The sequence below is a fragment of the Agrobacterium sp. 22-223-1 genome (genome assembly GCF_053522385.1).
Genome location: NZ_JBNWCN010000001.1, coordinates 603,294 through 628,466, shown reverse-complemented (window position 1 = coordinate 628,466; position 25,173 = coordinate 603,294). Strand labels below are relative to the sequence as shown.

Below are 25,173 nucleotides of genomic sequence, written 5' to 3'. Positions count from 1 at the left end.
CCGCGTTTTCTGTGCTACCGCGCCCGCAGCGTCGCCACCGCCAGCAGCGTATCGGCGCTGATGCCCACCGAACCGCTGCCGTTGAAAAGCGTCATGATCGGATCGGTGGTGTTCTGCTGATTGTCGTACATGATGGTGAAACGGGCGACCAGCTTCTTGACCTTTTCCGGATCCTGAAAATCCTCGATGTCGAAATATTTCTTCATCATCGTCACCTGCGTATCGACCTCGGCATTGGCGAGCTCGTCCGGAATCCCGAAAGTGGTGTTGATGAAGCTCTGGAGCGCCGTGTCGGCGAGGATCGAGTAATAGGACGTCGTTCCGGCCGCCATGCGCTGGAAATAGAGCGCCAGGCGCACGCCGGCATTTTCTTCGCCCGCCTGCGTTTCCAGCGTCTGGGTGAGGTAGTTGTCCAGCGTCTCGTAAAGGCCGCGCCGGGTCTGGATCAGGCTGCGGTCCTCATGAAGAAGCGTACCGTCGGTATTGAAGTTGAAGGCGGTGACGAGGCGGCGGAAGACCGGGTCCATCTCCTTGTTGACGTAGCTGTCCTTGTCATCGAGCTTCGAGGTGAAGGCCTTTTCGAGCTGTTCCTTCGTCACGCTTTCGGGATCGATGCCGAGCGACTCCATCGCGAATTTGGTCAGGCGATCATTGCTCAGGAATTCCTTGAGCGTCTTGATCTTCTGCATCTCGGCCGTGAAATATTCCGATTCCTTCGTCGCCGTTTCCTTGTCCTTTTCCGTGCCGAAAGCCGATTTTTTCTTGATGTAGTCGGCCGACATAGTCTGCATCTCGATTTCCGACTGCGCCAGAACCGGTGTTCCGACGCTGCCATCGGAGGCGAAGTTGAACAGCTCCGCCAGCTTGACATAACGCTCGTCTTTCAGCGTGTAGACGAAGCTCTTTTTATCCTGCAGATCGCTGGTGAGGACCTTGCGAATATCGGCGGAATTCACCTTGGTCGGATCGAGGCCCACGGCTTTCAGCGCATAGGTATAGACCGCGCTGCTGTCGATGAAATCCTTGACGGATGTGACGCTGGCTATATCGCTCTTGAACAGCTTCAGCGCCTTCTCGTCGGCGGCGTCATCCTTGTCGTTATAATAGGTCATATAACCGCTGGTGGTGGTTGCGGTCTGTGCCGTCGTCTGGGGTGTCGTGCCGTCTGCCAGCGTTCCGTCGGTCTGGAAATTGAAGGCATTCCTCAGGGCGATATAACGCTTGTCGTTCTTGCCGACGGTCGCGATGTAGTTGCTCGGATCGCTCAGATCGCTGGTCAGGATATTCTGGATCGTTGCCGTGACGACTGTGAGGTCGTCAAGGTCGAAGGCGGTCCTAATATAGTTGAGAAGCCGGGTATCCGACGTCAGTTCGGTTACCGTCTTGATCGAACCGATCTTCGATTCGAAATAATCCCGGTTCAGCGTGGCGACGGTCGGCGTCACGCGCGGCGCGCTGCCGATATAGGCATCCGTCAGGGCCTTTAGATTATCCGCCGTCTGCGCCTGACCGGCGGTGACCGTGCCGTCGTTCTTGAACTCGAAGGCGGTGGCGAGCTGCGCCATCTTGTTATATTGCGTGACGGTGCTGGTGAGCGTCGTCTGCTCGGCCTTGATGGCGGCGAGCTTCGTTTCCCACTCATCCTGCGGCGGCAACACCGCCTCAAGCTGGGTCAGCTGGTCCTGGCGCGTCACCTTTTCCGCCTCCAGCTCCGTGCGCTCCTCAGCCGTCAAACCGGTGTCGGCGAGTTCGGTGTCGATTGCGGTAATCCGGGCGGTGACCTGCGCGTGCAGTTCGATATTGCCCTTCATCGTCAGTTTTTCGACTGCGTCATTATAGGCCGTGCCGTATTTCTGGTTGATGTAGCTGTCGGGATCGTTGATGTCGCTCGTCATCAATCCCTTGATATGGGCATAGGAATAGGTCTTCTCATCGATGCCGAAGACCTGAAAGATATAGGCGCGGGTGCGGTCGTTGCGCAGCAGCTGGTCGACATTGGTTACCGTGCCGACAATCGCCTTGTAATAACGGGTCTCTTCCGCAAGGCTGTCATCGAGATCGGTTATCGACGTATCGTAAAGCCCGATCATCTTGTCGAGCTGCGCTTCCGTCTGAACGGTCTTTGTCGATGTGGTGAAGTTGAAGGCTGCGGCAAATTCCCGATAGCGCTCGTCGGTGAGCTTGTTGGCGAAGCTGTTCTGGTCGTTCAGATCGCTTTCCAGCACCTTTTTCATGAAGGCTTTGGCATAGGTCATCTCGCCGAGACCGAAGGCATCCATGGCATAGGAATAGAGCTGGTAGTTGTCGAGGAACTCATCGACGCTTTTCACGTTGCCGATGTTTTCCTTGTAATATGTCGTCTGCCGCTCGATGAGCCCCTGCTGCGACACGCGCGACAGGCTTGCCTTCATATCGCGGTTGATGAGGTCGTAGCTGAGATAAGTCGATACCATCCGAATGCCCCCTGGAGATCCGCGCGCCGCTTCAGACGCCGAATGCTCCGGTTTTCAATCCACTCATCGCGCCTCCATCGGGACGCACGGCAAGCCTTTGCCTGACTATGCGGGAGACGCCTTGCCCGGAGCTTGAAAGAGCACAATTTCGGCCGGGATAAAAACCGCATTGTCCCGATCTCTTTTACCTAAGCGAAACCATGCCACAGTGTGTTTTGCTAACCATTTGGGAATGCAAAGTTTTCTTAACCGCGATTTTTAAGCAGTCTCGAACATGCGGCGGATATTCTCCCGACATCAGAGGACGAAAAGTCCCGATGAGAAGACCGGAAACCGGCTCTCAGGTAAAACAAGGGTAGAATAAACATGACCAAGACCGTTCTGAAGCCCGACTGGGCCGTCGCCACTCTCAGACTCGACCCGGCACGTTTTCCGCAACAGGTCACTTATGGAAAAGGCAATGGCGCGACCGATGTCGCCGTCACTCTCGATGAACGGGGCGCCGTTCTGAGAAAGGTTCTGTCCTCTTCCGGCCTGCCTTTGTCCTTCGCTCTGCCAGCCCGCGCCTTCAAGGGCGTTGCCGCCCGCGCCATCGACCATGGCGATGGACAGGTAACGGTGACGCTGGAGCTGCACCACGACGATCCGGATCTCTGCGTTCCGCTTCTCGTCGCCCATGATCTCTGCGATATCGCCGCCGACTGGCGCAGCTGGTCCGAAGCCTACCGTATTCCCATGCTGATGGTGGAAGCCGATGGCGTCGCCCGTCCGCTGGAAGAACATCTAGGCAAGGTGCGCACCCAGAATACCCGCCCGCGCCGCCGCCATTCCTATTTCGCGGAACGCCGCCCCCGCTTCCTCGTTCGCCGCTCCACCGGTTCGCTGGGCATGAGCATGAAGATCGAGGGCAAGGAAATCATCGCCCGCAGCTGATAATCTTCAGCCAGACAAATCAAAAAGCCCGGCGCGGATGACGCGGCCGGGCTTTTTCATTCCGTATTTTCACAGGCTTACGCCAGCAGGAGCGGCAGGATGAGGCCCGCGAAAATCAACACGCCGACGCGGTTGTTGGATTTGAACAGCACGAGGCACTGATCGACGTCATCGATATTAAGCACCCAGACCTGCCGGAACAGCATGATGGCCGCGGCGGCAAGGCCGCTATAGGCAATGACGTTAACACCCGCGACCCAGAACGACAGGAACATCATGACAAGGGCTGTGCCATAAAGGAAAACCAGCCAGCGATGTGTGTTCTCGCCAAACAGCAGGGCGGTTGAACCGATGCCCACGGCGGTGTCGTCTTCCTTGTCCTGATGGGCGTAGATTGTATCATAACCGATCGTCCAGGCGATGGAGCCGACATAAAGCAGGACAGCCGGCCAGGCGATCGATCCGAACTGTCCCGCCCAGCCCATCGGCGCACCCCAGGAAAAGGCAAGGCCGAGGAAAAATTGCGGCCAGTTGGTGAAGCGCTTGGCGAAGGGATAGATTGCCACGAAGATCAGCGAGAATATACCAGTCGCGATTGCGAAACTGTTGAACTGCAGGAGCACGACAAGCCCCGCAAGCGCCTGCAGGACGATGAAGAGCTTGGCCTGCGACCGGCTCACGCGGCCGGAAGGCAGCGGCCGCGAACGGGTGCGCGCCACGGCCATGTCGATCTTGTGGTCGGCGAGGTCATTATAGGTGCAGCCCGCGCCGCGCATCGCCACCGATCCGATGAAGAACAGCACCAGATGCCAGATCAGCGTCGCCCAGGAAAAGCCGCCGCTCGCCATCGCGACATTTGCCGCAAGGGCTGCGGACCAGAAACACGGCCACATCAGCAATTGCCAGCCGATGGGGCGATCCCACCGGGCCAGCTGCGCATAGGGCCAGAGGGGTCTCGGCAAAATCCGATAGACCCAGTTATTGGATGGCGCGTCGGAGACGCGATCTGACAAATCGCTGTGGTGAACCATGGGATGGTTCTACAGCATCGGCGGGAAAATCGGAATGGATTTCAGCAGTTGGCCGCACATGTAGAAAAGCCCCGCAGCGGTTTCGCGACGGGGCTTTGCAGGACGATATCTCGGCTATTTGTCAGGGCAGCGAGAAATTGAACTTGTAGCTCGCCTGAACGCCGATGATGAACTGGTTCTTCGAGCCGCGCTCGCGCACCAGCGAACTATCCGCGGCGTCGCCGGTCAGGCGGCGATATTCCGCAAACGAGCCGACTTCGGCGTTTTCGGTGACTTTCCAGGTGATGGCGGCGCCGATGCCGGCGGAATGCAGGCCGCCGCCCGGGCTATAGGGCGATGGCGCGCCGGCAGCCGTCTGTGCGGCACTTACACCGTAGTAACGCTCATTGTATTTGCTGCTCACCCATGTCGCGCGCGGACCGGCGGAAATCTGGATGCCGGGGGCGATATCGGTGAAGGCATCGACGGCAACATCGCCGACCACGCCGCTATGGCTGCGAATGCCCTGACGGACTTCGCCGCGAACGCGCAGCCAGTCAGTCGGATAGGCCTCGGCGAAACCGCCAAGCTCGCCGCCGCGCTTGATGCGGGTCATGCCCTTCAGATCGGACGAGTCGCCCTCGTCGCGCGGGGACACCAGCTTTCCGGCAAGACCCATGCTGATCGGGCCGTTATCCAGAAGCGAAATCGAGGCGCTGTCGTTACGCGAGGTGAAACGCGCGCCCTGGCCCTGGCGGCCGAGCGAAATGATGGGCGAGAAGCCGAATTCATTCTTGTTGTCGCCCTGATATTTCGGTGCGGTGAAACCCGCACCGCCGAGCTTCAGATACCAGTCGCCGGAAAACCAGCCTTCCGCATGGGCATTGCCCACGGCAAAAAGCGACAGAACACAGGCGGCGGCAGCCGCTGATGGCTTGAACATGAAAGCACCCCAGAAACGCAATACAGACAGGTGTCCGTAGACTTAGAGGGATTGTCTTTCCATTCCATTAACCAGCGCGGGATGAAATTCGCCTCCTGCGGAGGGTGGCGACAAGGCCTCAAAACCCCACCTCCGTCATGCTCGGGCCTGTCCCGAGCATCTGCGACCGACGGACTTTACGCAACGTGGATAGATCCTCGGGACAAGCCCGAGGATGACGCCGAGATTGCGGAGACGTTTGTCAACAATCACCACAATTCGGTCGCCCGCTACCCACGCCCTCGTCAGAACGTCACCTTCTCCAGCGGCGCGCGCGTCTTCTCGAATTCCAGCAGCTTCGCCTCGTTCTGCGCAATGTAGTCGCGACTATGCGGCACGGCATCGCGATCCTTGGCGATCTGGATCTGGAAAATGTGGAAGTTTTCGTGGGTAAAGGCCATTTCCGAGCCCGCCAGATAAAACTCCCACATGCGGAAGAAGCGTTCGTCATAAAGCGCTACCGCTTCGGCCCTGCGCGCCACGAAACGCTCGCGCCAATGGCGAAGCGTATGGGCGTAATGCATGGGCAGGATTTCAATATCCTTCACCAGCAGCCGCGACTTTTCGATGGCCGGCAGCACCTCGGCAAGCGAGGGAATATACCCGCCGGGGAAAATATATTTTTCGATGAAGGGGTTGGTCGCCAGCGCCGGATAGGGCTGGCCGATGGAATGCAGCACCATCACGCCCTTGTCGTCCAGCACCTCCGCCACCTTGTCGAAATAATCGCGATAATGGGTCGGCCCGACATGTTCGAACATGCCGACAGAGACGATGCGGTCATATTTCTTCGAGGCCGGCAGATAACGGTAATCCTGCAATTCGAAACGGACATTTGCCGCAAGGCCGCGTTTGGCGGCGCGGTCGCGGGAAACGCGCAGCTGTTCTTCGCTGAGCGTGATGCCGGTCACATCCGCACCGGCGCTTTCGGCAATATACATCGCCATGCCGCCCCAGCCGGAGCCGATTTCCAGCACGCTCTGGCCCGGCTCGGTCATCAGCTTGGCGGCGATGTGCCGTTTTTTGGCAACCTGCGCCTCGTAGAGACTGATGCCCGGCGGATTGAAATAGGCGCAGGAATATTGCCAGTCCTCATCGAGGAAGAGATAGAACAGCTTGGCGCTCAGATCGTAATGATGGGCGACGTTGCTCTTGTTGTGGTTGACCGGCAGATGCATCTTGATGCGGGCGGCGATGATGCGCGCCATGCCACGCCAGATCATGCCGAAGGACAGCGCCTCGCTCAGCGTATTGCCTTTGACCAGCGCCAGAAAATCGTAGATGTCGCCTTCCGCGACCTTCGCCCGGCCTTCCATATACATTTCAGCCAGCTTCAGCGCCGGATCGGCGGCGATCTCCTGCATGGCGGCTTCGTCGGTGAAGTTCAGAACCACCTTTTTTCCCGCGCCGTTGCCGAATGTGCGGCTGCCGCCCGGGCTGTTGACGGTGAGATCACCGGTCTTGATTATCTTTTCGAGAAGAACATGCAGAGACGACGCCATGGCACCCCCAATTGCTAAGTCTCACTTATCAATTTCGCTGACCGTATTCCTTTCGGCACAAGTTTCAAGATAGTCTTATTTCAAAAAAATTGAACGATTTCATCAAGCAAAAAGCCCCGCCAGAGTGTGCGGCGGGGCTTTTTGCTAAAAAAACATTTCAACCGGAGGTCAGCGTCGCTTCATGGCTTCAGCCAGAGCGGCGGCAAGCGCACCACCGGTTTGCGACCCCTCGTTGCGCTCTTTCGGCTTGGATGTGGCGTGTCGCATGGCGCTGGCATTGCCCTTCTCGCGCATCGGCTGCGGCGCAGCCTCGCCGCCATCCTTGCGCATGGTGAGGCCGATGCGCTTGCGCTTCACATCCACTTCCACGACCCGCACCTTGACGACATCGCCCGCCTTGACGACCTCATGCGGGTCCTTCACGAAACGGTCGGCGAGTTGCGAGACATGCACCAGCCCGTCCTGATGCACGCCAATATCCACGAAAGCGCCGAAGGCGGCGACATTGGTGACGGTGCCTTCCAGCAGCATGCCCGGTTTCAGATCGGTGATCTCGTCCACACCCTCGGCAAAGGTCGCGGTCTTGAAGCTCGGGCGCGGGTCGCGGCCGGGCTTTTCCAGTTCGGCGATGATGTCTTTCACGGTCGGCAGACCGAATTGCTCGTCGATGAATTTCTTCGGATCGAGCGCCTTCAACGCGGCGCTGTCGCCCATCAGCGAGCGCAGATCGCGGCCGCAGGCGGCGACGATCTTTTTTGCCACGCCATAGGCTTCCGGGTGCACCGAGGAAGCATCCAGCGGTTCCTTGCCGTTCGGGATGCGCAGGAAGCCGGCGCATTGCTCGAAGGTGCGCTGGCCAAGGCGCGGCACCTTCAGCAGTTCCCTGCGGCTGGCGAAGGGGCCGGTCTGGTCGCGATGGGCGACGATGGCATCGGCAATCGAGCTGCCAAGGCCGGACACCCGCGCCAGAAGCGGTGAAGAAGCGGTATTGAGATCGACACCGACGGCGTTCACCGCATCTTCCACCACGGCATCGAGCGAACGGCTGAGGCGGCCCTGATCGACGTCATGCTGGTACTGGCCGACGCCGATGGATTTCGGCTCGATCTTCACCAGTTCAGCCAGCGGATCCTGAAGGCGGCGGGCGATGGAGACGGCGCCCCGGAGCGAAACATCGAGATTGGGGAATTCCGCCGCCGCCCGCTCCGAAGCGGAATAGACCGAAGCGCCCGCCTCCGAGACGATGACCTTGGTGGGCTTTGCGCCCGAAGCCGGCATCTGCGCCAGAAGATCGGCGACCAGCTTTTCCGTTTCGCGGCTGCCAGTGCCATTACCGATGGCGATCAGCTCGATATTGTGCTTGCGGATGAGGACAGCAAGTTCCGCCTGCGTGCCGCGCACATCGTTCTTCGGCGGGAAGGGATAGACCGTCGTGGTATCAAGCAACTTGCCGGTGCCATCCACCACCGCCACTTTGACGCCGGTGCGGATGCCCGGATCGAGACCCATGGTGGCGCGGGAACCGGCCGGTGCGGCCAGCAGCAGATCCTTGAGATTGCGGGCGAAAACATGGATCGCCTCTTCTTCGGCGCGCTCGCGCAATTCGCGCATCAGATCGAGCGAGAGCGACATGGAAAGCTTCACCCGCCACGTCCAGCCAGCCACTTCCATCAGCCATTGATCGGCGGGGCCGGCATTGCGGATATCGAAGGCGGCGGCGATGGTGCGCTGTGCGGGCTTGACCGGCGAAGGATCATCCGCATCGACGTCTATGGTCAATGTCAGAATTTCCTCGTTCCAGCCGCGCAGCATGGCCAGCGCCCGGTGGCCCGGCACCGTCGCCCAGCGCTCGAAATGATCGAAATAGTCGGAGAATTTCTCACCCGACGCCTGCTTGCCATCCACCACCTTGGCCCGGAAGGTGGCGTTCTGGCGCATGTAATCGCGCAGGCGGCCGAGAAGATCGGCATTTTCCGTCATGGTTTCCGCCACGATGTCGCGCGCGCCCTCGAGTGCGGCCTTCACATCGGCCACCTCACCCTGAACATAAGCTTCCGCAAGCTTTGCCGGATCGGCGGCGCGGTTTTCCCAGATGGCTTCTGCCAGCGGGCCGAGACCGCGTTCGCGGGCGATTTCGGCACGGGTGCGGCGTTTCGGCTTATAGGGCAGATAGAGGTCTTCCAGCTCCGCCTTGGTGCCCGCCTGCATGATCTTGACCATCAGTTCATCGTTCATCTTGCCCTGGCCGGTGATGGAATCGACGATGGAAGCGCGGCGCGCATTGAGTTCGCGCAGATAGACAAGACGTTCCGAAAGCGTGCGAAGCTGGGTGTCGTCCAGCCCTCCCGTCACTTCCTTGCGGTAACGGGCGATGAAGGGAACGGTCGCGCCCTCGTCCAGCAGCGCCACCGCCGCCTTTACCTGATCGGGGCGGGCGTTGATTTCGGAGGCGATGAGCGAGGCGAGGCGGGCATTGTCTGCGGTCATAGGGGACTCTTGGGGGTTCTCTGATGTCACATCTGGAGCGGCGAACATAATGTCTGATTGTGGCGTGACAACAAGAGGCGGCAACGATTCCACAGGAAAGGCGGCGTTCAAGGGAAAGACGGGCATTTGCGGCGCTTTCTCCTTGACCTTTCGCCCCCCTGCCCTTAACGCCCGTCCCACAAGGTTACTGGCGAATTTGCAGGGGTATTGACCATGAAAGTTCTGTTGATCGGTTCCGGCGGACGCGAACATGCGCTGGCGTGGAAAATCGCCCAGTCTCCCCTGCTCGATGAGCTTTATGCCGCCCCCGGCAATCCCGGCATTGCCGATCACGCGACGCTGGTGGCGCTGAATGTGGAAGACCACGCGGCCGTCATCGCCTTTGCGAAGGAAAAGGCAATCGACTTCGTCGTCGTCGGGCCGGAAGCGCCGCTGGTTGCCGGTCTTGCGGATGACCTGCGTGCCGCCGGCATTGCCACTTTCGGACCCTCGAAAGCCGCCGCCCAGCTTGAGGGCTCCAAGGGCTTCACCAAGGATCTCTGCACGCGCTACGATATTCCGACCGGCGCTTACCAGCGTTTCAAGACCGCCGAGCCGGCCAAGGACTATGTTCGTCAACAGGGCGCGCCGATCGTCATCAAGGCGGACGGGCTTGCCGCCGGCAAGGGCGTGACCGTGGCCATGACGGAAGCGGAAGCGCTTGCCGCCATCGACGACTGTTTCGACGGCGCTTTCGGCGCGGCCGGAGCCGAAGTGGTGGTGGAGGCCTTCCTCGATGGCGAGGAAGCCAGCTTCTTCTGCCTTTCGGATGGCAAGACCGCGCTGGCGCTCGCCACCGCGCAGGATCACAAGCGCGTCGGCGATGGCGATACCGGCCCGAATACCGGCGGCATGGGTGCCTATTCCCCCGCCCCTGTCATGACATCTGCCATGGTGGAGCGCACCATGAAGGAGATCATCGAGCCGACGATCTCGGGCATGGCCAAGGATGGCAATCCCTTCTCCGGCGTCTTTTTCGCGGGATTGATGATCACCGCCAAGGGCCCGGAACTCATCGAATACAACGTCCGTTTCGGCGATCCCGAATGCCAGGTGCTGATGATGCGCCTGAAAAGCGATCTGCTGCCGATCCTCTATGCCACCGCCACCGGCACGCTGGACAAGGTTGAGGCGGAATGGCGCGACGATGCGGCGCTGACCGTCGTTCTCGCTTCGAAGGGTTATCCCGGCGCTTACGACAAGAACACGCCGATCGCCCATATTCCCGAGGCCCGCGAAGAGGCGAAGGTGTTCCATGCCGGAACCGCGCTGAAGGACGGCGGACTGGTGGCCACGGGCGGACGCGTGCTGAACGTCACCGCCCTTGGAAAGACAGTGACGGAAGCGCAGGCCCGCGCCTATGCGCTGGCGGACAAGGTGGAATGGGAAAACGGCTTCTGCCGCCGCGACATCGGCTGGCAGGCCGTCGCGCGTGAAAAGGCCTGATCCTTAAGGCAAATGGGATTGGACGCGAATATTTCGTTCAATTTTTACCAAGTTTGCTGACCCGATGGAAACGAAACATCGGTAATACTTGCCGGAACATTGAATGGCGCATTGTGTCTCGATCACGAGGCCGCGCCGTCATTTCGGGGGTTTTTCGATGCGTCGTCTTTTTCTGACAGCGATTGTCGCGCTGACCGGCGGGTCGGCGATGGCGTCTTCCATCGAATATATAAACGGCGTGCATGTGGCCAATGGCAGCTTCATTCGTCGCGATTGCGCGGGCTGCAAGCCCATGAAGGGCAAAGCCGTGGCGCAGGGTTATGCCGTTCCCTCCATTGAGCCGGGCACGCAGCACACGGAAATGCGCGAAGTCGACGGCAAGCGCACCCTGCTGCGCACAGAAGCCTGGCTTGGCGGCGCGCCCGTCACCTTCGTCAGCACCAATCCCGCATGGATGGCGGAAACCTCCAGCACCGCCATCGCGACCTATGACGACGCAGAACCGGCGTCGCATCCCGCTGAGACGGTTTCGACACCGGCCGGCATCGACGTGACGACGACCACGGCAGCCGTCAAGGAAATTTCCCCCGAAAACGCAGCCGAACCGGCCAGCGCCTCGGTGATCGGTGCCCCCCAGTTCCCGGATTTCAAATTGCGCGGCAATTGACCGGCCGATGACGCCTTTCATGACGAAGGTCAAATAATCGCGTCATCGCTGCATTCCCGAAATGGGGCCGCAACCATTCGGGGAATATTGCTTTCATCTCCGCTTATTCTGCCTGTCGGGCCTGATAAAGCTTTCGCTAATTAAATATTTATTCAAATTTTTAGCCGCTAAGTGCGTCTATAGTGCGATGCAGCACAGGATGAGGCCACGGCGCGGACACGCGCTTTTTGGCCCTTTTATCGCGCATCATGCGCCTCTCCCTTCTCCGAAACATCGGTACCGCGCGGCGTTTTCAGGCGCGCGATCCCAAACGCTTGTGAGCGCCCATGAAGAACCTTTCCATTTCCCGTCAGTTGATCGTTCTCGTGGTGGCCCTGATGGCCGCCTTCGCCGTGGCGACGTTTTACCAGCTGAAATCCGCCACCGATGCTATCTATGAGGAACGCTACGGCATGCTGCGAACGCAGGTGCAATCGGCGATCTCCATCCTGCAATCCTTCCACGACAAGGAAAAGGCCGGAACGCTTTCGCGCGACGAGGCCATGAAACAGGCTTACGCGACTGTCAGCGCCATGCGCTTCACGCCGGACGGCTATCTGTTCGGTTACGACTACGACGTGACGATGAAGTTCCACCCCGATGCCAAGCGCGTCGGCGAAAGCTTCAAGGGCAAGCCGGACAGCAAGGGTTTCGCCTATCGCGACGAGCTGGTGCGGCTTGGCCGCAATGGCGGCGGCCAGACGGATTTTTATGGTCCGAAGCCCGGCATGGAAGGCAATGACTACGCCAAAAGCTCCTATGCGCTTGCCTTCGAGCCGTGGCAGGTGGTGGTCGTGACCGGCGTTTATATCGACGATCTGAACGCGCAGGTTCGCGGCGAGGTGATGAAGGCGCTGTCCATCGGTGCCGCCATCTTCGTACTGGCGCTTGCCGCCGCCTTTTACGTCATCCGTGGCATTTCGAAGCCGCTCGGCGATATTCACCGTGCGCTCGGTGAAGTGGCCAATGAGAACGTCTCGCTCGCCATTCCCCATACCGGCCTGACCAACGAAGTGGGTATGATGGCGAAGGCCACTGCCTCGCTTCAGGACAAGGTGCGTGAGCGCCATGCCATGCAGCGCCGTGAGGAAGAACAGCAGCGACAGCTCAATGCGGAGCGCCAGAACAATCTCGACATGCAGCGCGACGAGGCGGAATTGCAGGCGCGTGTCGTCACCACCATCGGCGAGGCGCTGGAAAAGCTGGCGGGCGGCGATCTGACCGTACGTTGCGGCGATCTCGGCAACCGCTACGCGGCGCTGCGCGACAATTTCAACGAGGCCCTGATCCATCTCGACGCCGCCATGGCCAAGGTGAATTCCAAGAGCATCGACATCGGCGGCTCCAAGGAAGAAATCCGCAAGGCCTCCAACGAGCTTTCGCAGCGCACCGAACGGCAGGCAGCAAATCTGGAAGAGACCTCGGCCGCTCTCGATGAATTGACGGTTGCGGTGCGCCAGACGGCGGAAGGGGCCGCCGACGCCGCCAAGCGCGTCACCACCGTCAGCTCGGAGGCCATGCGCAGCGACCGGGTGGTGGAAGAGGCGATCACCGCGATGAGCGGTATCGAGCAATCCTCCGACCAGATTTCCAACATCATCGGCGTGATCGACGACATCGCCTTCCAGACCAACCTTCTGGCGCTGAATGCCGGTGTGGAAGCGGCGCGTGCGGGTGAGGCCGGCAAGGGCTTTGCCGTGGTGGCGCAGGAAGTGCGCGAACTGGCGCAGAAATCCGCCGCCGCCGCCAAGGAGATCAAGGACCAGATCGCCCGCTCTTCCGCCCAGGTGGAAAACGGGGTGCGGCTTGTCGGTGAGGCCGGCGACGCACTGAAACGGATTTCGGACCAGATCAAATCGGCAAACGAAATCGTCAGCAAGATCGCCCATTCGGCGGCCGAACAGGATACGACGCTGCGCTCAATCTCCTCGTCGCTCAACCAGCTCGATGTCGCCACCCAGCACAATGCGGCGATGGCGGAAGAAACCACGGCTTCGGCGGAAGCGCTGGCCGTCGACACCGAGGAACTGCTGAACCTCATCCGCGGCTTCCGCGTCTCTTCCGGCCACCAGCTTCATGGTATGGCAGAGCAGATGCGTATGGCGGGGTGACCACGAACGGTCTCGGCGATTGAAACAAAAATGCCGGGCACAAACCCGGCATTTTTATGTGCTCTCCAAAACGTTCCCTACATATTCGGCGTCGTCCTCGGGCTCGACCCGAGGACCCATGGCCAGATTGCATTATGGATCCTCGCCTCAAGGGCGAGGATGACGGCAGGGAGTATTTACCTCCTCGGGAAGCAGGCGATGCCGTATTTGCAGCGCCTCATTTCAGCGGGTCAGCACATCCAGCCGGTCGATATCGGCAGGTGAAAATACGGCAATACCGGCTTTTTCGAGCAGTGCCGCCGTCACCCCATTGCCCGCGTGTTTGACGCCCGAGAACGAACCGTCATAGATTGCAACCGACCCGCAGGACGGGCTGCCGTCGATCAGAAGCGCGTATGTGCAGCCATTGGCCCTGGCGAAGGCCAGCGCCCTTTCCGCGCCGGCGATAAATTGCGCCGTGACATCGCCGCCGGTCACTTCCAGCACGCGGGCGCGGCCCTCCAGCACATCGACACCGGAGGCACCATTTTCGATTTCCGCCGGCGGGCGCGGCACGGACATGCCACCCGCCATCTCCGGACAGATCATCACCAGCCTGCCGTCCTGCCGCCAGCGGTCTATCGCCGGGTGGGAGAAGGGTTTGCCTCTGCCGTCGTAACGGACAGGTTGGCCGAGGAGGCAGGCGCTGATGAGGATTTTGGGGGTGGTGTGGGTCAATGGGGTCATCCTGCAAGGTCGCGGTCGCAGCTTACCCCCCTCTGCCCTGCCGGGCATCTCCCCCTCAAGGGGGGAGATCGAATCGTGGCAACGTGTCGATCATCTTCGACGTTGCAAATTTTAGCGGGGAGCGACCGTCTTGCCGATCTCCCCCCTTGAGGAGGAGATGCCCGGCAGGGCAGAGGGGGGTGAACCAAGCACGCTGACATACCTGGCTACCCCGAAACCCCTCACCCCGTAATCTTCGAGAAATCCGCAACCGTTCCGGTCGCTTCGCGAATAGCCTTCAGCAGCGCCAGACGGTTGGCGCGGATGGCCGCATCCTCGTCATTAACGAGCACATCCTCAAAGAACCTGTCGACCGGTGCGCGAAGCGTCGAAAGCGCCTGCATGGCGGAGCGGAAATCCTCGCCCGCAACGGCCTTCGCAGCGTCGGCAGATGCGGTCTTGATCGCCGCATAAAGCGCCTTTTCGGCATCGAGCTTCAACAGCTCTTCCGAAACGCTGTTCGCCACCACGGTGCCCTTCTTTTCCTCGGCGGCCAGAAGCTGGGTTGCACGCTTGGCGCCTGCCAGTAGGTTGCGGCCATCCTCGCCGGTGATGAAGGCGGTGAGCGCCTCGACACGGCGGGCGATCATCAGGAGATCGTCGGATTCCGGCGTCAAAACGGCGTCGATCAGATCGTAACGCGCGCCGAGGTCGCGGAGATAGACTTTCAGGCGATCATGGAAGAAGGAGATAAGATCGGCTCTGTCGAGATCAAATGATATTTTGTTTCCACTTAGGGGGGCCACCGTCTCGGCGAGCTGGCTCTCAAGTACTTCAAAAGTAGCGGATAACGCAGAGTTTAAATCAATCTCGCTCTTAAGTGCCTTTCGCAAGTCATCATCAGGTGCGAAGGTTAGGTAAGTTTCTTTTATCTGTTTAAAGAGAGCCGATTGCGAATCTCTAAGGATTTCCAACACTGACAGGCGCACATTCCGCTCCAGCAGAATACGGACAACACCCAACGCCGCGCGACGCAATGCGAAGGGGTCCTTCGAGCCGGTCGGCTTCTCGTCGATGGCCCAGAAACCAACGAGCGTATCGAGCTTATCGGCCAGAGCGACCGTGATCGCCACCTTATCGGCTGGCAGACGGTCGGAGGGCCCCTGCGGCTTGTAGTGGTCTTCGATGGCGGCGGCAACGCTTTCGTTTTCGCCCTGCAGCGTCGCATATTTGCGGCCCATCAGGCCCTGAAGCTCGGGGAATTCACCGACGGCTTCGGTGCGCAGGTCGGCTTTCGCCAGAACAACGGCGCGGTCCACCAGATCGGCATCGGCGCCGACAACCGGGGCCAACACCTTCGCCAGTTCGCGGATACGGGCCACGCGCTCACCCTGCGTGCCGAGCTTGGCATGGAAGGTAACGTTCAGCGCATCGAGCTTCGCCATGCGCTGATCGAGCGGCTTCTTGAGATCAAGGCCGAATTTTGCAGCCGAATCTTTCAGCGTTTCCAGATCGGGCAGATCGCCCTGGTCGCGGTTCCAGAAATGGCGGGCGTCCGACAGGCGGGCGCGCACGACCTTGCCATTGCCGTGGATGATTTCCTTGCCGCCATCACTCGCCTCGATGTTCGAGATCAGAATGAAACGGTTGGAAAGACCCTCTTCCGCACCCTGATTGCGGGTGACGAAACACTTCTGGTTGGTCTTGATGGTCAGCCGGATGATTTCCGCCGGGATTTGCAGATAATCCTCCTCGAAGGTGCCCATCAGCACCTGCGGCCATTCGACGAGACCGGAGACTTCTTCCAGCAGGCCTTCATCTTCCACCAGTTCCAGACCGTTGGCGAAAGCGAGATCCTTGGCGTCGTGCAGGATGATATCCTTGCGGCGTTCGGCATCGAGAATGACCTTCGCCTTTTCGAGGCTCGAGACATAATCTTCGAAACGGCGCACGGTGATCGGGCCCGGCGCATGGAAACGATGGCCATAGGTAACGTTGCCGGCGACGATGCCGTCGATCACGAAAGGAATGACCTGGGTTTCGTCATGTTCGGGGCCGAACAGGCAGACGATGGATTGCAGCGGCCGCACCCAGCGCAGGCTTTCCGAGCCCTTGCCTTCGATACCGGCATAGCTCGATCCCTTCGGCATGGAGGCCGGGCCGGAGCGCATGGATTTCGGCCAGGGGAAGGAACGGATGATGCCGGGCATCACTTCCGCGATGATTTCTTCCGCCGGGCGGCCGGGCTTGTTGATGATGGCGATGTAGAAATCGCCCTTCTTCGGGTCGGAAACGACCTGCGCTTCCGAGATATCGTTGAGGCCGGCGCCGCGCAGAAAGCCTTCGATGGCCTTTTCATTGGCGTCGGTGCGCGGGCCCTTCTTTTCTTCACGCACATCGGCGGAGCGGGCGTTGAGGCCGCGAATATCCAGCGTCAGGCGGCGCGGCGTCCAATATTCGCGCGCACCCTCATAGGTCAGCCCTCTCTCCACCAAGGCATCGGTGACGAGTTTCTTCAGATCGCCCGCCGCCTTGCGCTGCATGCGGGCGGGGATTTCTTCGGAGCGAAGTTCAAGCAGAAGATCGGGCATGGGATAAGGACTTTAATCTGTTGCAAAAGAGTGTCGCGGACTTAGCAAGACCAGCGGCAAAAGTCACCAGCTATCGGTTAAATAACCGCCGGCGGGCGTTACCAGCCGCCGCCGCCGCCACCACCACCGCCGGAGCCGGAAAAACCGCCGCCGCCACCGCCCGAAAAGCTGGAGCCGGAGGAGCTGACGGGCTGGGGAATGGTGGAGGCGATGGTATTGGCCATGGAGGTGGAAAAGCCGCCGATCCTGTCGCCAAAGGTTCCGTAATTGCTGCCCGCATACCAGCCGGGCGCATAACTTGCCGCTGCGGCACCGGCAGCGGCCGTTGCGAGCCAGGCCTCGAAGGTACGGCTCCACGGTTTTTCGACGCCGAGCGCCACGGCATAGGGCAGCAATGTCTCGAAATGCTGCGGCGACATGGCGGGCGCACCAGCCATGTTCATCCGGTCTTTTTCCGCCAGCGTCAGATAGGTTCTGAGGCCTTCGATGCCGTCCATCAGCTTGCGGCCGAGCGGCGTCGGCGCGCCCATCAGGAACAGGAACAGCGCATTGGTGAGCACGATGCCGCCGATGGCAGCCAGCGCCAGCGACTTGGTGTCATGCGTCACATCCAGCAGGATTTGCGTGGCGATGCCGCCAATGGCGGAAAAGGCCACAAAACCGGCAAAGGCCAGCATGACGATGCCGCCGATCCGCTTGCGCAGCGGTGCGCCGCGCGAAAACTGCCGGCCGATGCCGATCGACAGGATGCTGAAGAAGAAGGCGAAAAAGCCGAAGACCAGCACGGCGGCAATGGCGCTTTCATCCAGATCGCCGAAGATCAGCGTTGCGACGATGAGGGCGATGCTGAGGAAGATGCCGAAGACAGTGTAACCGACATTGCTGCGGTAATATTTGCCGCGATGTTCTTTCTCTATCGCCGCGCGGAACTGTTTTCCGACCTTTTCCACCTCCGCCCCATGGGCCTTGTCGATGGTCAAAGTCTCGCCCGGACCGCCGATGGAGGACAGCAGCGTCTTCTGGCCGGTGGGCAGATCAGTGACGGTTGTCTTTTCGGTACGGCGAATGACGATGGCGTTCTTCAAATCCTCCAGAACGACATAACCCTTCACCGCGAGATCAAGGGCCGAGGCAGAGAGCGCCGTCCAGCCGGCACCCGAAAAGCCCCTGTTATCGACGTAATTGACCAGAGCCGGCGAAAGCCCCTCCGGCGCATCCCAGCGCGGCACGACCACGCCCTTCGCCGGATCGCGGCCGACGGCGAACCACGCCCGCAGGTAATAAAGCAGCACGGCGAAAAGCCCGCCGCCTGAAAGCAGGATGGCGAGATTGTCCCGCAGCCACCAGCCCGCCTCCTGTGAGGTGTCGGGTGCGGCAATCGCGCCCTTGGGCAGCTTGACGGCGACCGTCATGCCCTCGCCAACCGTAAACGGGCGGGTGGAGGCAAAGAACACCTCGTTGCCTTCGTTCAGAATGCGCGCATCCTTGCCCTTCGCGCCAAGCGGACCGGTGAAGACGGCCGTATCCGTGGCCCTGACGCCCTGCGGCAGAGTGATGGTGGCGGAAATCTCGCCCATCGGGAATTGCCAGCCATTGCCGGTGACATTCCAGGTCAGCTCGTCATAATCGCTGAAATAGCGGATCTGCCGGGCGGTGGTGTAGGTGATCTGGAAGATATGTTCGCCGGTCGGCAGAAAACGCTCGGCGCTGCCGGTATAGATGCGGATGCCGCCATCGATAGTTTCGGTGCGCCAGTTTTCCGGCGCGCCATCGCGCTCCACCGAAACGACGTTGAAATCCACCTTGGTGCGGCGGTTATTCGCATCCAGCGCATAAAGCGGGAAATCGCGGAAGATGCCGCGTTTGATGTTCTGGCCCTCGGCACGGGCGGTGATGGTTTCCGTCACCGTCAGCTTGCCATCCGCCGCCACCTCGACAACGGAATGGTAGGAGCGGATGAATTCCTCCGCGAAAGCCGGGAAGGCCGCGCCCAGGAAGACGAACAGCGCGAGAAGTCTTGCGGCGATGGTCTTCACGGGCGGTTCTCCTTAAGGGAATGGAGCGTTTCCGGTTTCAAGTGATGATGCGCAGCGCGGTCATTCCGTCATACCGGGCTAGACCCGGTATCCAGCAGCCGCGCGTCTGCGCGGCTTGAAGAGTCTTTCGCGATCAAGGACTTGATCGCGCTGGATTCCGGCTCAAGGCCGGAATGACGGAAAACCAATACCGTTCTTCTAATGCTGCGGCTCGGCAGCGCTTTCCTTTTCGGTATAGTCGACGCCCAGCGAGGCGAGTGCTTTCCAGTAACCCGGATAGGTCTTGCCGACGCAGGCCGGATTCTGGATGGCAATGCCGCCGATCTTCAGCGCCGCCAGCGCAAAGCTCATGGCGATGCGGTGGTCGGCAAAAGTGTCGATGGAGGCCTTGACCGTCTGGCCCGCAAGAGCCGGATCGGAATGCACGATCAGGTCGTCGCCCTCCTCATGCGCCAGACCGTTACGGATTTCATTGAGGCCGAGCGAGACGGCGCGGATACGGTCGCATTCCTTGACGCGCAGATTGGCGATGCCGACGAAACGCACCGGTGTCTCGTTGAAGGCGGCGAGAACCGCGATGGTCGGAATGGCGTCCTGCATCTGCGAACCGTCGATTTCGGCGGGCAGATGCGGAAACTTCGCCATGACCTCATAGGCCTTGGCATCCGGCTGGGTGAATTTATCGGCCGGCGTGCCGATATCGATTGCGCCGCCGGTCAGAAGCTCGGCACCCCAGAGATAGGTGGCGGCGGAGGCATCCGGCTCAATGTGGAAATCGGTGGCCGTATAACCCGTCGGATGCACGCGCCAGATCGCGTTGCTGACCCGCTCCACCTTAGCGCCGAAGGCTTCCATGGCCGAGGTCGTGAGATCGATATAGCCCTTGGCGCCGATTTCCTCGCCCTTGAGGATGATATCGACAGGCTTGTCGCCGCAGGCGGCGGCCATCAGAAGTGCCGACACATATTGGCTGGAAAGATTGGCGTCGATGGTGACGCTGCCCTTCGGGAACCCTGTGCCCTTGCCGCAGACGGTGACGGGCGGGCAGCCGGTCGGCGCTTCCGCCTCGACACCGAGGGAGCGCAGGGCCTCCACCAGCGGCATGATCGGGCGTTTGCGCATGTGCTCGTCGCCATCGATGATGACGGCGCCATCCACAAGTGCGGCAGCAGCGGTGAGGAAGCGCGTGGCAGTGCCGGCATTGCCGAGGAAAAGCGGCTTTTCCGGCTGCTGCAGTACACCCGTGCCTTCCACCACGAAGGTGGTGGCATCAGGCTCGGTGACCTTGACGCCCATCTCGCGCAGGGCTTCGGCCATATAAAGGGTGTCATCGCTTTTCAGTGCGCCGGTCAACCGGCTTTTGCCCTTGGCAAGACCGGCCAGGAGAAGCGCACGATTGGTGATGGACTTGGAGCCGGGCGGCTCGACCTTGCCGGAAAGCGGGTGGTCGGGCGGGGTGATGGTCAGTTCGATCATGATTGTCGTCTTGTCAAAGAATGCGGCGCGGGGCCGGATTATCGGAATTTGAACGGGAGGTCTTAAGCCGCCGGGGGAACAGTGCGCTTAGAATTTCACTGTCGGCACGGCGCGGTCGGCCGGGTTCTCGATCTCGAAATAGGGCGCCTTGGCAAAGCCGAACTGGCCTGCAACCAGATTGGATGGAAAGCTTTCCACCTTGACGTTGAGATCGCGGGCGGCGCCATTATAATAACGGCGCGACATCTGGATTTCGCTTTCGATGGTTTCCAGCGAACGCTGCAATTCCAGAAAATTCGTATTGGCCTTGAGATCGGGATAAGCTTCGGCAAGCGCAAAGAGCTTGCCAAGCGCCTGCGACAGCAGGCCTTCCGCCTGAGCGCGGCCCTCGACATCGCCCGCCGGCACGGCCTGCGCCCGGTTACGCATGGCGATCACCTCCTCGAAGGTGCTCTTTTCATGCGCCGCGTAACCCTTCACGGTCTCGATGAGGTTGGGAATGAGATCGGCGCGGCGCTTCAGCTGCACGTCGATGCCCGACCACGCCTCTTCCTTCATCTGCCGCGCCTTGACGAGGCCGTTATAGATGAAGACGACATAAAGCGCGATTGCCGCGATGATTGCCAGCGTGATGAACATTCCCGACCCCTCCTCAAGAGGCGCGAACACCGTAATGGCGTCCGCACGTTAGACTGTTTCCCCGCCTTACATAAACGTTCAGGCGGCCCTGTTCCAGTTCAGCCCGCCCGCATCCGTCAGCAGGAAAGCTTCGCCGCAGGCTTTCGCCAGCGTGCGCACGCGCAGGATGTAGCTCTGGCGTTCCGTGACCGAAATTACGCCGCGTGCATCCAGAAGGTTGAAGACGTGGCTGGCCTTGATGCACTGGTCATAGGCCGGGAACACGCATTTGTGCAGGCGCTGATTGTCGTTATCGCCGGGCGCACCGGCAGCGAGAAGCGCCTGGCATTCCTTTTCGGCGTCGATGAAATGGCGATGCAGCATGGCGGTGTCGGCAAATTCGAAATTATGGCGGGAATATTCCTGCTCGGCCTGCAGGAAGACGTCGCCATAGGAAATCTTCTCTTCGCCTTCGCGGCCGTTGAAGTTCAGGTCATAGACATTGTCGACGCCCTGAACATACATGGCGAGACGCTCCAGACCATAGGTAAGCTCACCCGCGACCGGCGAGCACTCGATGCCGCAGACCTGCTGGAAGTAGGTGAACTGCGACACTTCCATGCCATCGCACCAGCATTCCCAGCCAAGACCCCAGGCGCCGAGCGTCGGGCTTTCCCAGTCGTCTTCGACGAAGCGCACGTCATGCAGCAGCGGATCGAGGCCGATCGCCTTCAGCGAGCCGAGATAGAGTTCCTGCAGGTTGGAAGGGTTGGGCTTCAGGATGACCTGATACTGGTAATAATGCTGCAGGCGGTTGGGGTTTTCGCCGTAACGACCGTCAGACGGGCGGCGCGACGGCTGCACGTAAGCGGCCTTCCATGGCTTGGGCCCAAGCGCGCGCAGCGTCGTCGCCGGATGGAACGTACCCGCGCCCACTTCCATATCGTAGGGCTGCAGCACCGCGCAGCCCTTGTCGGCCCAGTAATTGTGCAGCGTCAGGATAAGCGCCTGAAAGGAACGCTTCGGGTTCATATGGTCGGGAACATCGGTCATTGCAGTCATCGCGGCGTTAGGAGGACAAGTAAGCATTGACTTACTTCGGATGCGGACTGGTGCCACGGCATGGCGTGAGGGTCAAGGTTTTATGCGTGGAGACGGGCGGTGAACGGGTTGACGATCTTCATTCGCCCGTCAACGGTAAGACCGTCATGCATGTCTTCCGAGAGGAATACGGTGCTTTCAGCCTCCAGGGCTGCTGCTACCATCAATGCATCATAGAAGGCGAAGTTATATTTATCGACAAGATCCACGGCGCTCGCATTTAACTGCACATCGAGTTCAACGACTGTCACAGCCATTCGACGGAGACCATCCAGCGATCTGCGGATTTCGCCCCATTTTTGAGGCCACTTCCGCCGGACTACACTGGCAAATTCATTGAATGCCTGAACGCTCGTCACATAAGGTTTCGAAACGATCTCTTGGGCCTTGGATGAACGTTCGTCATCCAGAAAGGCGTAAATGAAGATATTCGTGTCGAGAAAGGGCAAATGGCTCAACGCTCATTTGCCTCTTCGCGGTCGAATTTCCACCCGGGCGGTAGCTGCCAACGCTGAGCGCGAATATAAGACAGTATCTTTTCGCGCTCTTCCTGCGAAATAGAAGCAGACGGTTCCTGTGTCGGTACAGAAACATCCACCTCATCGCCTTCCTTGATGTGCAAGGCTTCCGCGACATCCGCCGGAATGCGGACCGCAAGACTATCGCCCCATTTCGTGACACGCATGACGGTCTCCTTACTTGAAAGCGACTATAGCAAATTCTGCGTTACAGGAAAATTACGTCTCATCCTCGCGCTTCACGCGGTATTCGCCGGTTTCCGGGTCCTTGATCAGCGTGCCGATGGCGCCGGTCTCGCGTTCCTTCTCGCGCTGTTTCGATTTCGCCGAGAGCTTTTCCGCGTCTCGGACGAAGCGGCGGTAAAGGATGACGGATCCCACCACCAGAAGAAGAATTGTAATGAGCTGCGCCATAAGGCTTTATTCCCGAGACATCATAGACCGAAACGCGACCACAATGCCTTTTCTTCGGCAACTTCCGCAAGCCCCGATACCGCACCGGCGGCCAGCCTTTCGGCATTTACGTCCAGAGCAGCATTCACGCCCGGCACCTTTTTACCGAACAAAGTGCGCCCGCCGCTGACGAGCTGGAGCTTGACCTTCTCACCGTAACGGCGGCGAAGAACCTCGCGCATGTCGCCCAGCCCGTCGATCAGGCCGAGGTCGAGACCGCGCATGCCGGTCCAGAACAGGCCGGAGAAGATCGCCTCGTCGCCCTTCAGTTTCGAGCCGCGACGCATCTTGACCATATCGATGAAAACATTGTGGATTTCGACCTGAAGCGACTTCAGGTAATCGATATCGCCTTCCTTTTCCGGCTGGAAGGGATCGAGGATGACCTTGTTCTCGCCGGCCGTATAGACACGGCGCTCCACGCCGATCTTCTTCAGCATTTCCGGAAAACCGAAACCGCCGGAAACGACGCCGATCGAACCGACGATGGAGGTGGGATCGGCGATGATCTCGTCGCCGGCAAGCGCGATCATGTAGCCGCCGGAGGCTGCAACGTCCTCCACGAAGATCAGGACTTTCTTTTCCTTTTCCTCGGCGAGCTGGCGGATGCGGTTATAGATCATCCGCGCCTGCACCGGCGAACCGCCGGGCGAGTTGAGCGAAATGGCGACAGCCGGGGCATCCTTGACGGCGAAGGCCTTTTCCAGAAGCGGCGCATAAGAAGCGAGATTGAGGGCGGGGCGGAACTGGTTGCCGCCGGCCATGATCGCGCCGTGCATGCGCACCACCGGGATGACGAGCTCTTTTTTACGAAAGCGTTTCGGCACCAGATACTTCAGAAAACCCACTACTCAATCCTCGCAGCATTTATCCGTTCGTCAGGGATGTATGTATCGCCCCGGAAAACACAATGGTTTACGGCCGGCGGAACGGCGATATTTATGACGCGGGCCGGATTGCCCTTACATTACGCGAATAGGCGGCGCGGCCATTGTTCAGGTCATCCACGAAGGGGGTGAAGGCATGGCTACCGGTCTCATGCATGATGAGCGGCGCGCGGAAGGACAGCCGCGCCCGTGAACCCTTGATGGCGGTGAGGAGCATGCGCACCGCGTCCTCGCCAGGGCGCGGATGAATGAGGGTGATTTCGAGGCCGCCGAAACGACTGCCGCAGGCGGCGATGATTTCCGCCACCGATTGCGGCCTTGAAATCAGAGAAAGCTGCCCGCCCGGCACCATGATCGCGCCTGCGGTCCTGATCCAGTCTTCGAACAGGCCATCCGTCATGGCATGCGCTTCGGCCTTCAGGGCGTCCGGCGTGCGGCGGTCGCCCGCATCGTTATAGGGCGGGTTCATGATGACGTGATGGAAATGATCGTCGGGCAACCCCGCTTCGGCGCGTGCTTTCGCCCGCAGGGTCACATCGGCTTCGCGCACGCTGACGCGGGCAGAAAAAGCAGCATTCTCGGGCAGTTCGAGGCTGCGGCGGGCAAATTTCGCCATTTCCGACGAGCGTTCGTACAGCGTCACCTCGGCCTTTTCGAGCCGCGCCGCAACCGCCATGCCCGCAGCTCCCGCGCCCGCGCCGAGATCGGCTATCCGGCAGGCACGCTCATCCGCCACCAGCGAGGCCAGGAGCATGGCGTCCATGCCGGCCCGGTGTCCCCTGCCCTTCGGCTGGATGATGTGAAACCGGCCCCGGTGAAAGGCGTCGATCGTTTCGGAAATGCCGTCGCCCACCGCCGCTCAAGCCTCTTCGTTGCGTAACTCGTCGCCGAGCCCGGCATCGATGAGAATGCGGCGGGCCTGATCGGCCCGATCTTCCTCCACCAGAAACCTTCGCGGCAAAAGACCGAGCGATCCTTCCAGAATGCTCATCGCCTGATCGGCGATGAGGCAATGGATGCCGGCATCCCTCATCAGGCTTTCGGCGAAGGAGAGCAGCACGGCATCGTTGGTACGGATCAGTTCACGCATGGATAGACCTTAAATTCCCATCTTTTTGA

At 60.1% G+C, this 25,173-nt stretch carries 21 protein-coding genes; 4 read left to right on the top strand and 17 right to left on the bottom strand.

Annotated elements, in window-relative coordinates:
- Positions 1 to 14: 14 nt before the first annotated feature.
- Positions 15 to 2,453, bottom strand: coding sequence for a DUF1217 domain-containing protein (locus tag ACQZ60_RS03080; protein ID WP_448734734.1), 2,439 nt, complete (start codon positions 2,451 to 2,453; stop codon positions 15 to 17).
- A 366-nt stretch (positions 2,454 to 2,819) separates the two neighbouring features.
- Here ACQZ60_RS03080 and ACQZ60_RS03075 point away from each other — a divergent pair, with 366 nt between their 5' ends.
- The gene (locus tag ACQZ60_RS03075; protein WP_003503226.1) at positions 2,820 to 3,386 is read left to right on the top strand and encodes a DUF6101 family protein; all 567 of its coding nucleotides are present in this window, start codon (positions 2,820 to 2,822) and stop codon (positions 3,384 to 3,386) included.
- Positions 3,387 to 3,463: 77 nt separating this feature from the next.
- Here the strand turns inward: ACQZ60_RS03075 and ubiA are convergent, their stop codons facing one another.
- The 4 genes from ubiA to ACQZ60_RS03055 form a co-directional block, all read right to left on the bottom strand.
- Positions 3,464 to 4,417, bottom strand: a complete 954-nt coding sequence (gene ubiA, locus ACQZ60_RS03070) for a 4-hydroxybenzoate octaprenyltransferase (protein ID WP_020813621.1) — start codon at positions 4,415 to 4,417, stop codon at positions 3,464 to 3,466.
- 121 nt (positions 4,418 to 4,538) lie between these two features.
- Positions 4,539 to 5,339: a MipA/OmpV family protein gene (locus tag ACQZ60_RS03065; RefSeq protein WP_031234593.1), complete on the bottom strand. Its 801-nt coding sequence runs from the start codon at positions 5,337 to 5,339 to the stop codon at positions 4,539 to 4,541.
- 284 nt (positions 5,340 to 5,623) lie between these two features.
- Complete coding sequence (locus ACQZ60_RS03060) at positions 5,624 to 6,880, bottom strand: class I SAM-dependent methyltransferase (RefSeq protein WP_448734733.1); 1,257 nt, start codon at positions 6,878 to 6,880, stop codon at positions 5,624 to 5,626.
- A gap of 168 nt (positions 6,881 to 7,048) precedes the next feature.
- A complete protein-coding gene (locus ACQZ60_RS03055) occupies positions 7,049 to 9,367 on the bottom strand; it encodes a Tex family protein (RefSeq protein WP_448734732.1) in 2,319 nt (772 codons plus the stop codon).
- A gap of 213 nt (positions 9,368 to 9,580) precedes the next feature.
- Between ACQZ60_RS03055 and purD the strand changes: the two genes are divergently transcribed.
- The 3 genes from purD to ACQZ60_RS03040 all read left to right on the top strand — a co-directional run bounded on the left by purD (position 9,581) and on the right by ACQZ60_RS03040 (position 13,669).
- Positions 9,581 to 10,852, top strand: coding sequence for a phosphoribosylamine--glycine ligase (purD, locus tag ACQZ60_RS03050; protein ID WP_448734731.1), 1,272 nt, complete (start codon positions 9,581 to 9,583; stop codon positions 10,850 to 10,852).
- A gap of 157 nt (positions 10,853 to 11,009) precedes the next feature.
- Positions 11,010 to 11,519, top strand: a complete 510-nt coding sequence (locus ACQZ60_RS03045; RefSeq protein WP_448734730.1) for a plant virulence effector HPE1-like domain-containing protein — start codon at positions 11,010 to 11,012, stop codon at positions 11,517 to 11,519.
- Positions 11,520 to 11,845: 326 nt separating this feature from the next.
- Positions 11,846 to 13,669 carry a methyl-accepting chemotaxis protein gene (locus ACQZ60_RS03040; RefSeq protein WP_020813615.1) on the top strand — a complete coding sequence of 608 codons (1,824 nt, stop codon included), beginning with the start codon at positions 11,846 to 11,848 and terminating at the stop codon, positions 13,667 to 13,669.
- 222 nt (positions 13,670 to 13,891) lie between these two features.
- Here the strand turns inward: ACQZ60_RS03040 and ACQZ60_RS03035 are convergent, their stop codons facing one another.
- The 12 genes from ACQZ60_RS03035 to ACQZ60_RS02980 form a co-directional block, all read right to left on the bottom strand.
- Positions 13,892 to 14,386 (bottom strand): DUF523 domain-containing protein, encoded by a 495-nt coding sequence (locus ACQZ60_RS03035; protein ID WP_448734729.1) that lies wholly within the window; start codon positions 14,384 to 14,386, stop codon positions 13,892 to 13,894.
- A gap of 230 nt (positions 14,387 to 14,616) precedes the next feature.
- Positions 14,617 to 16,965 carry a glycine--tRNA ligase subunit beta gene (glyS, locus tag ACQZ60_RS03030; protein ID WP_448734728.1) on the bottom strand — a complete coding sequence of 783 codons (2,349 nt, stop codon included), beginning with the start codon at positions 16,963 to 16,965 and terminating at the stop codon, positions 14,617 to 14,619.
- A 98-nt stretch (positions 16,966 to 17,063) separates the two neighbouring features.
- A complete protein-coding gene (locus ACQZ60_RS03025; RefSeq protein ID WP_448734727.1) occupies positions 17,064 to 19,001 on the bottom strand; it encodes a DUF2207 domain-containing protein in 1,938 nt (645 codons plus the stop codon).
- Between the two features lie 198 nt (positions 19,002 to 19,199).
- On the bottom strand, positions 19,200 to 20,477 hold the full coding sequence (locus ACQZ60_RS03020; protein WP_448734726.1) for a 3-phosphoshikimate 1-carboxyvinyltransferase: 1,278 nt from the start codon (positions 20,475 to 20,477) through the stop codon (positions 19,200 to 19,202).
- Positions 20,478 to 20,564: 87 nt separating this feature from the next.
- Positions 20,565 to 21,116: a LemA family protein gene (locus ACQZ60_RS03015; protein WP_020813610.1), complete on the bottom strand. Its 552-nt coding sequence runs from the start codon at positions 21,114 to 21,116 to the stop codon at positions 20,565 to 20,567.
- Between the two features lie 78 nt (positions 21,117 to 21,194).
- Positions 21,195 to 22,157, bottom strand: a complete 963-nt coding sequence (locus tag ACQZ60_RS03010; RefSeq protein WP_020813609.1) for a glycine--tRNA ligase subunit alpha — start codon at positions 22,155 to 22,157, stop codon at positions 21,195 to 21,197.
- Positions 22,158 to 22,237: 80 nt separating this feature from the next.
- Positions 22,238 to 22,654 (bottom strand): PIN domain-containing protein, encoded by a 417-nt coding sequence (locus tag ACQZ60_RS03005; protein WP_020813608.1) that lies wholly within the window; start codon positions 22,652 to 22,654, stop codon positions 22,238 to 22,240.
- A complete protein-coding gene (locus ACQZ60_RS03000) occupies positions 22,651 to 22,881 on the bottom strand; it encodes an AbrB/MazE/SpoVT family DNA-binding domain-containing protein (protein WP_020813607.1) in 231 nt (76 codons plus the stop codon). Before ACQZ60_RS03000 ends, ACQZ60_RS03005 begins: the two co-directional genes overlap by 4 nt.
- A 52-nt stretch (positions 22,882 to 22,933) precedes the next feature.
- Positions 22,934 to 23,128, bottom strand: coding sequence for an NfeD family protein (locus tag ACQZ60_RS02995; protein ID WP_020813606.1), 195 nt, complete (start codon positions 23,126 to 23,128; stop codon positions 22,934 to 22,936).
- Positions 23,129 to 23,148: 20 nt separating this feature from the next.
- Positions 23,149 to 24,015: a S49 family peptidase gene (locus tag ACQZ60_RS02990; RefSeq protein WP_020813605.1), complete on the bottom strand. Its 867-nt coding sequence runs from the start codon at positions 24,013 to 24,015 to the stop codon at positions 23,149 to 23,151.
- Between the two features lie 91 nt (positions 24,016 to 24,106).
- Positions 24,107 to 24,907, bottom strand: coding sequence for a tRNA1(Val) (adenine(37)-N6)-methyltransferase (locus ACQZ60_RS02985; RefSeq protein WP_020813604.1), 801 nt, complete (start codon positions 24,905 to 24,907; stop codon positions 24,107 to 24,109).
- Between the two features lie 6 nt (positions 24,908 to 24,913).
- Positions 24,914 to 25,144 carry a putative signal transducing protein gene (locus tag ACQZ60_RS02980; protein ID WP_020813603.1) on the bottom strand — a complete coding sequence of 77 codons (231 nt, stop codon included), beginning with the start codon at positions 25,142 to 25,144 and terminating at the stop codon, positions 24,914 to 24,916.
- Positions 25,145 to 25,173: the final 29 nt, after the last annotated feature.

Coding starts and splice junctions, on each gene's coding strand:
- ACQZ60_RS03000 (WP_020813607.1), bottom strand. CDS start 22,881: ATGCGTGTCACGAAATGGGGCGATAGTCTTGCGGTCCGCATTCCGGCG.
- ubiA (WP_020813621.1), bottom strand. CDS start 4,417: ATGGTTCACCACAGCGATTTGTCAGATCGCGTCTCCGACGCGCCATCC.
- ACQZ60_RS03060 (WP_448734733.1), bottom strand. CDS start 6,880: ATGGCGTCGTCTCTGCATGTTCTTCTCGAAAAGATAATCAAGACCGGT.
- ACQZ60_RS03045 (WP_448734730.1), top strand. CDS start 11,010: ATGCGTCGTCTTTTTCTGACAGCGATTGTCGCGCTGACCGGCGGGTCG.
- ACQZ60_RS03040 (WP_020813615.1), top strand. CDS start 11,846: ATGAAGAACCTTTCCATTTCCCGTCAGTTGATCGTTCTCGTGGTGGCC.
- ACQZ60_RS03055 (WP_448734732.1), bottom strand. CDS start 9,367: ATGACCGCAGACAATGCCCGCCTCGCCTCGCTCATCGCCTCCGAAATC.
- ACQZ60_RS03080 (WP_448734734.1), bottom strand. CDS start 2,453: ATGGTATCGACTTATCTCAGCTACGACCTCATCAACCGCGATATGAAG.
- ACQZ60_RS03020 (WP_448734726.1), bottom strand. CDS start 20,477: ATGATCGAACTGACCATCACCCCGCCCGACCACCCGCTTTCCGGCAAG.
- ACQZ60_RS03015 (WP_020813610.1), bottom strand. CDS start 21,116: ATGTTCATCACGCTGGCAATCATCGCGGCAATCGCGCTTTATGTCGTC.
- ACQZ60_RS03065 (WP_031234593.1), bottom strand. CDS start 5,339: ATGTTCAAGCCATCAGCGGCTGCCGCCGCCTGTGTTCTGTCGCTTTTT.
- glyS (WP_448734728.1), bottom strand. CDS start 16,965: ATGCCCGATCTTCTGCTTGAACTTCGCTCCGAAGAAATCCCCGCCCGC.
- ACQZ60_RS03075 (WP_003503226.1), top strand. CDS start 2,820: ATGACCAAGACCGTTCTGAAGCCCGACTGGGCCGTCGCCACTCTCAGA.
- purD (WP_448734731.1), top strand. CDS start 9,581: ATGAAAGTTCTGTTGATCGGTTCCGGCGGACGCGAACATGCGCTGGCG.
- ACQZ60_RS03010 (WP_020813609.1), bottom strand. CDS start 22,157: ATGACTGCAATGACCGATGTTCCCGACCATATGAACCCGAAGCGTTCC.
- ACQZ60_RS02995 (WP_020813606.1), bottom strand. CDS start 23,128: ATGGCGCAGCTCATTACAATTCTTCTTCTGGTGGTGGGATCCGTCATC.
- ACQZ60_RS02980 (WP_020813603.1), bottom strand. CDS start 25,144: ATGCGTGAACTGATCCGTACCAACGATGCCGTGCTGCTCTCCTTCGCC.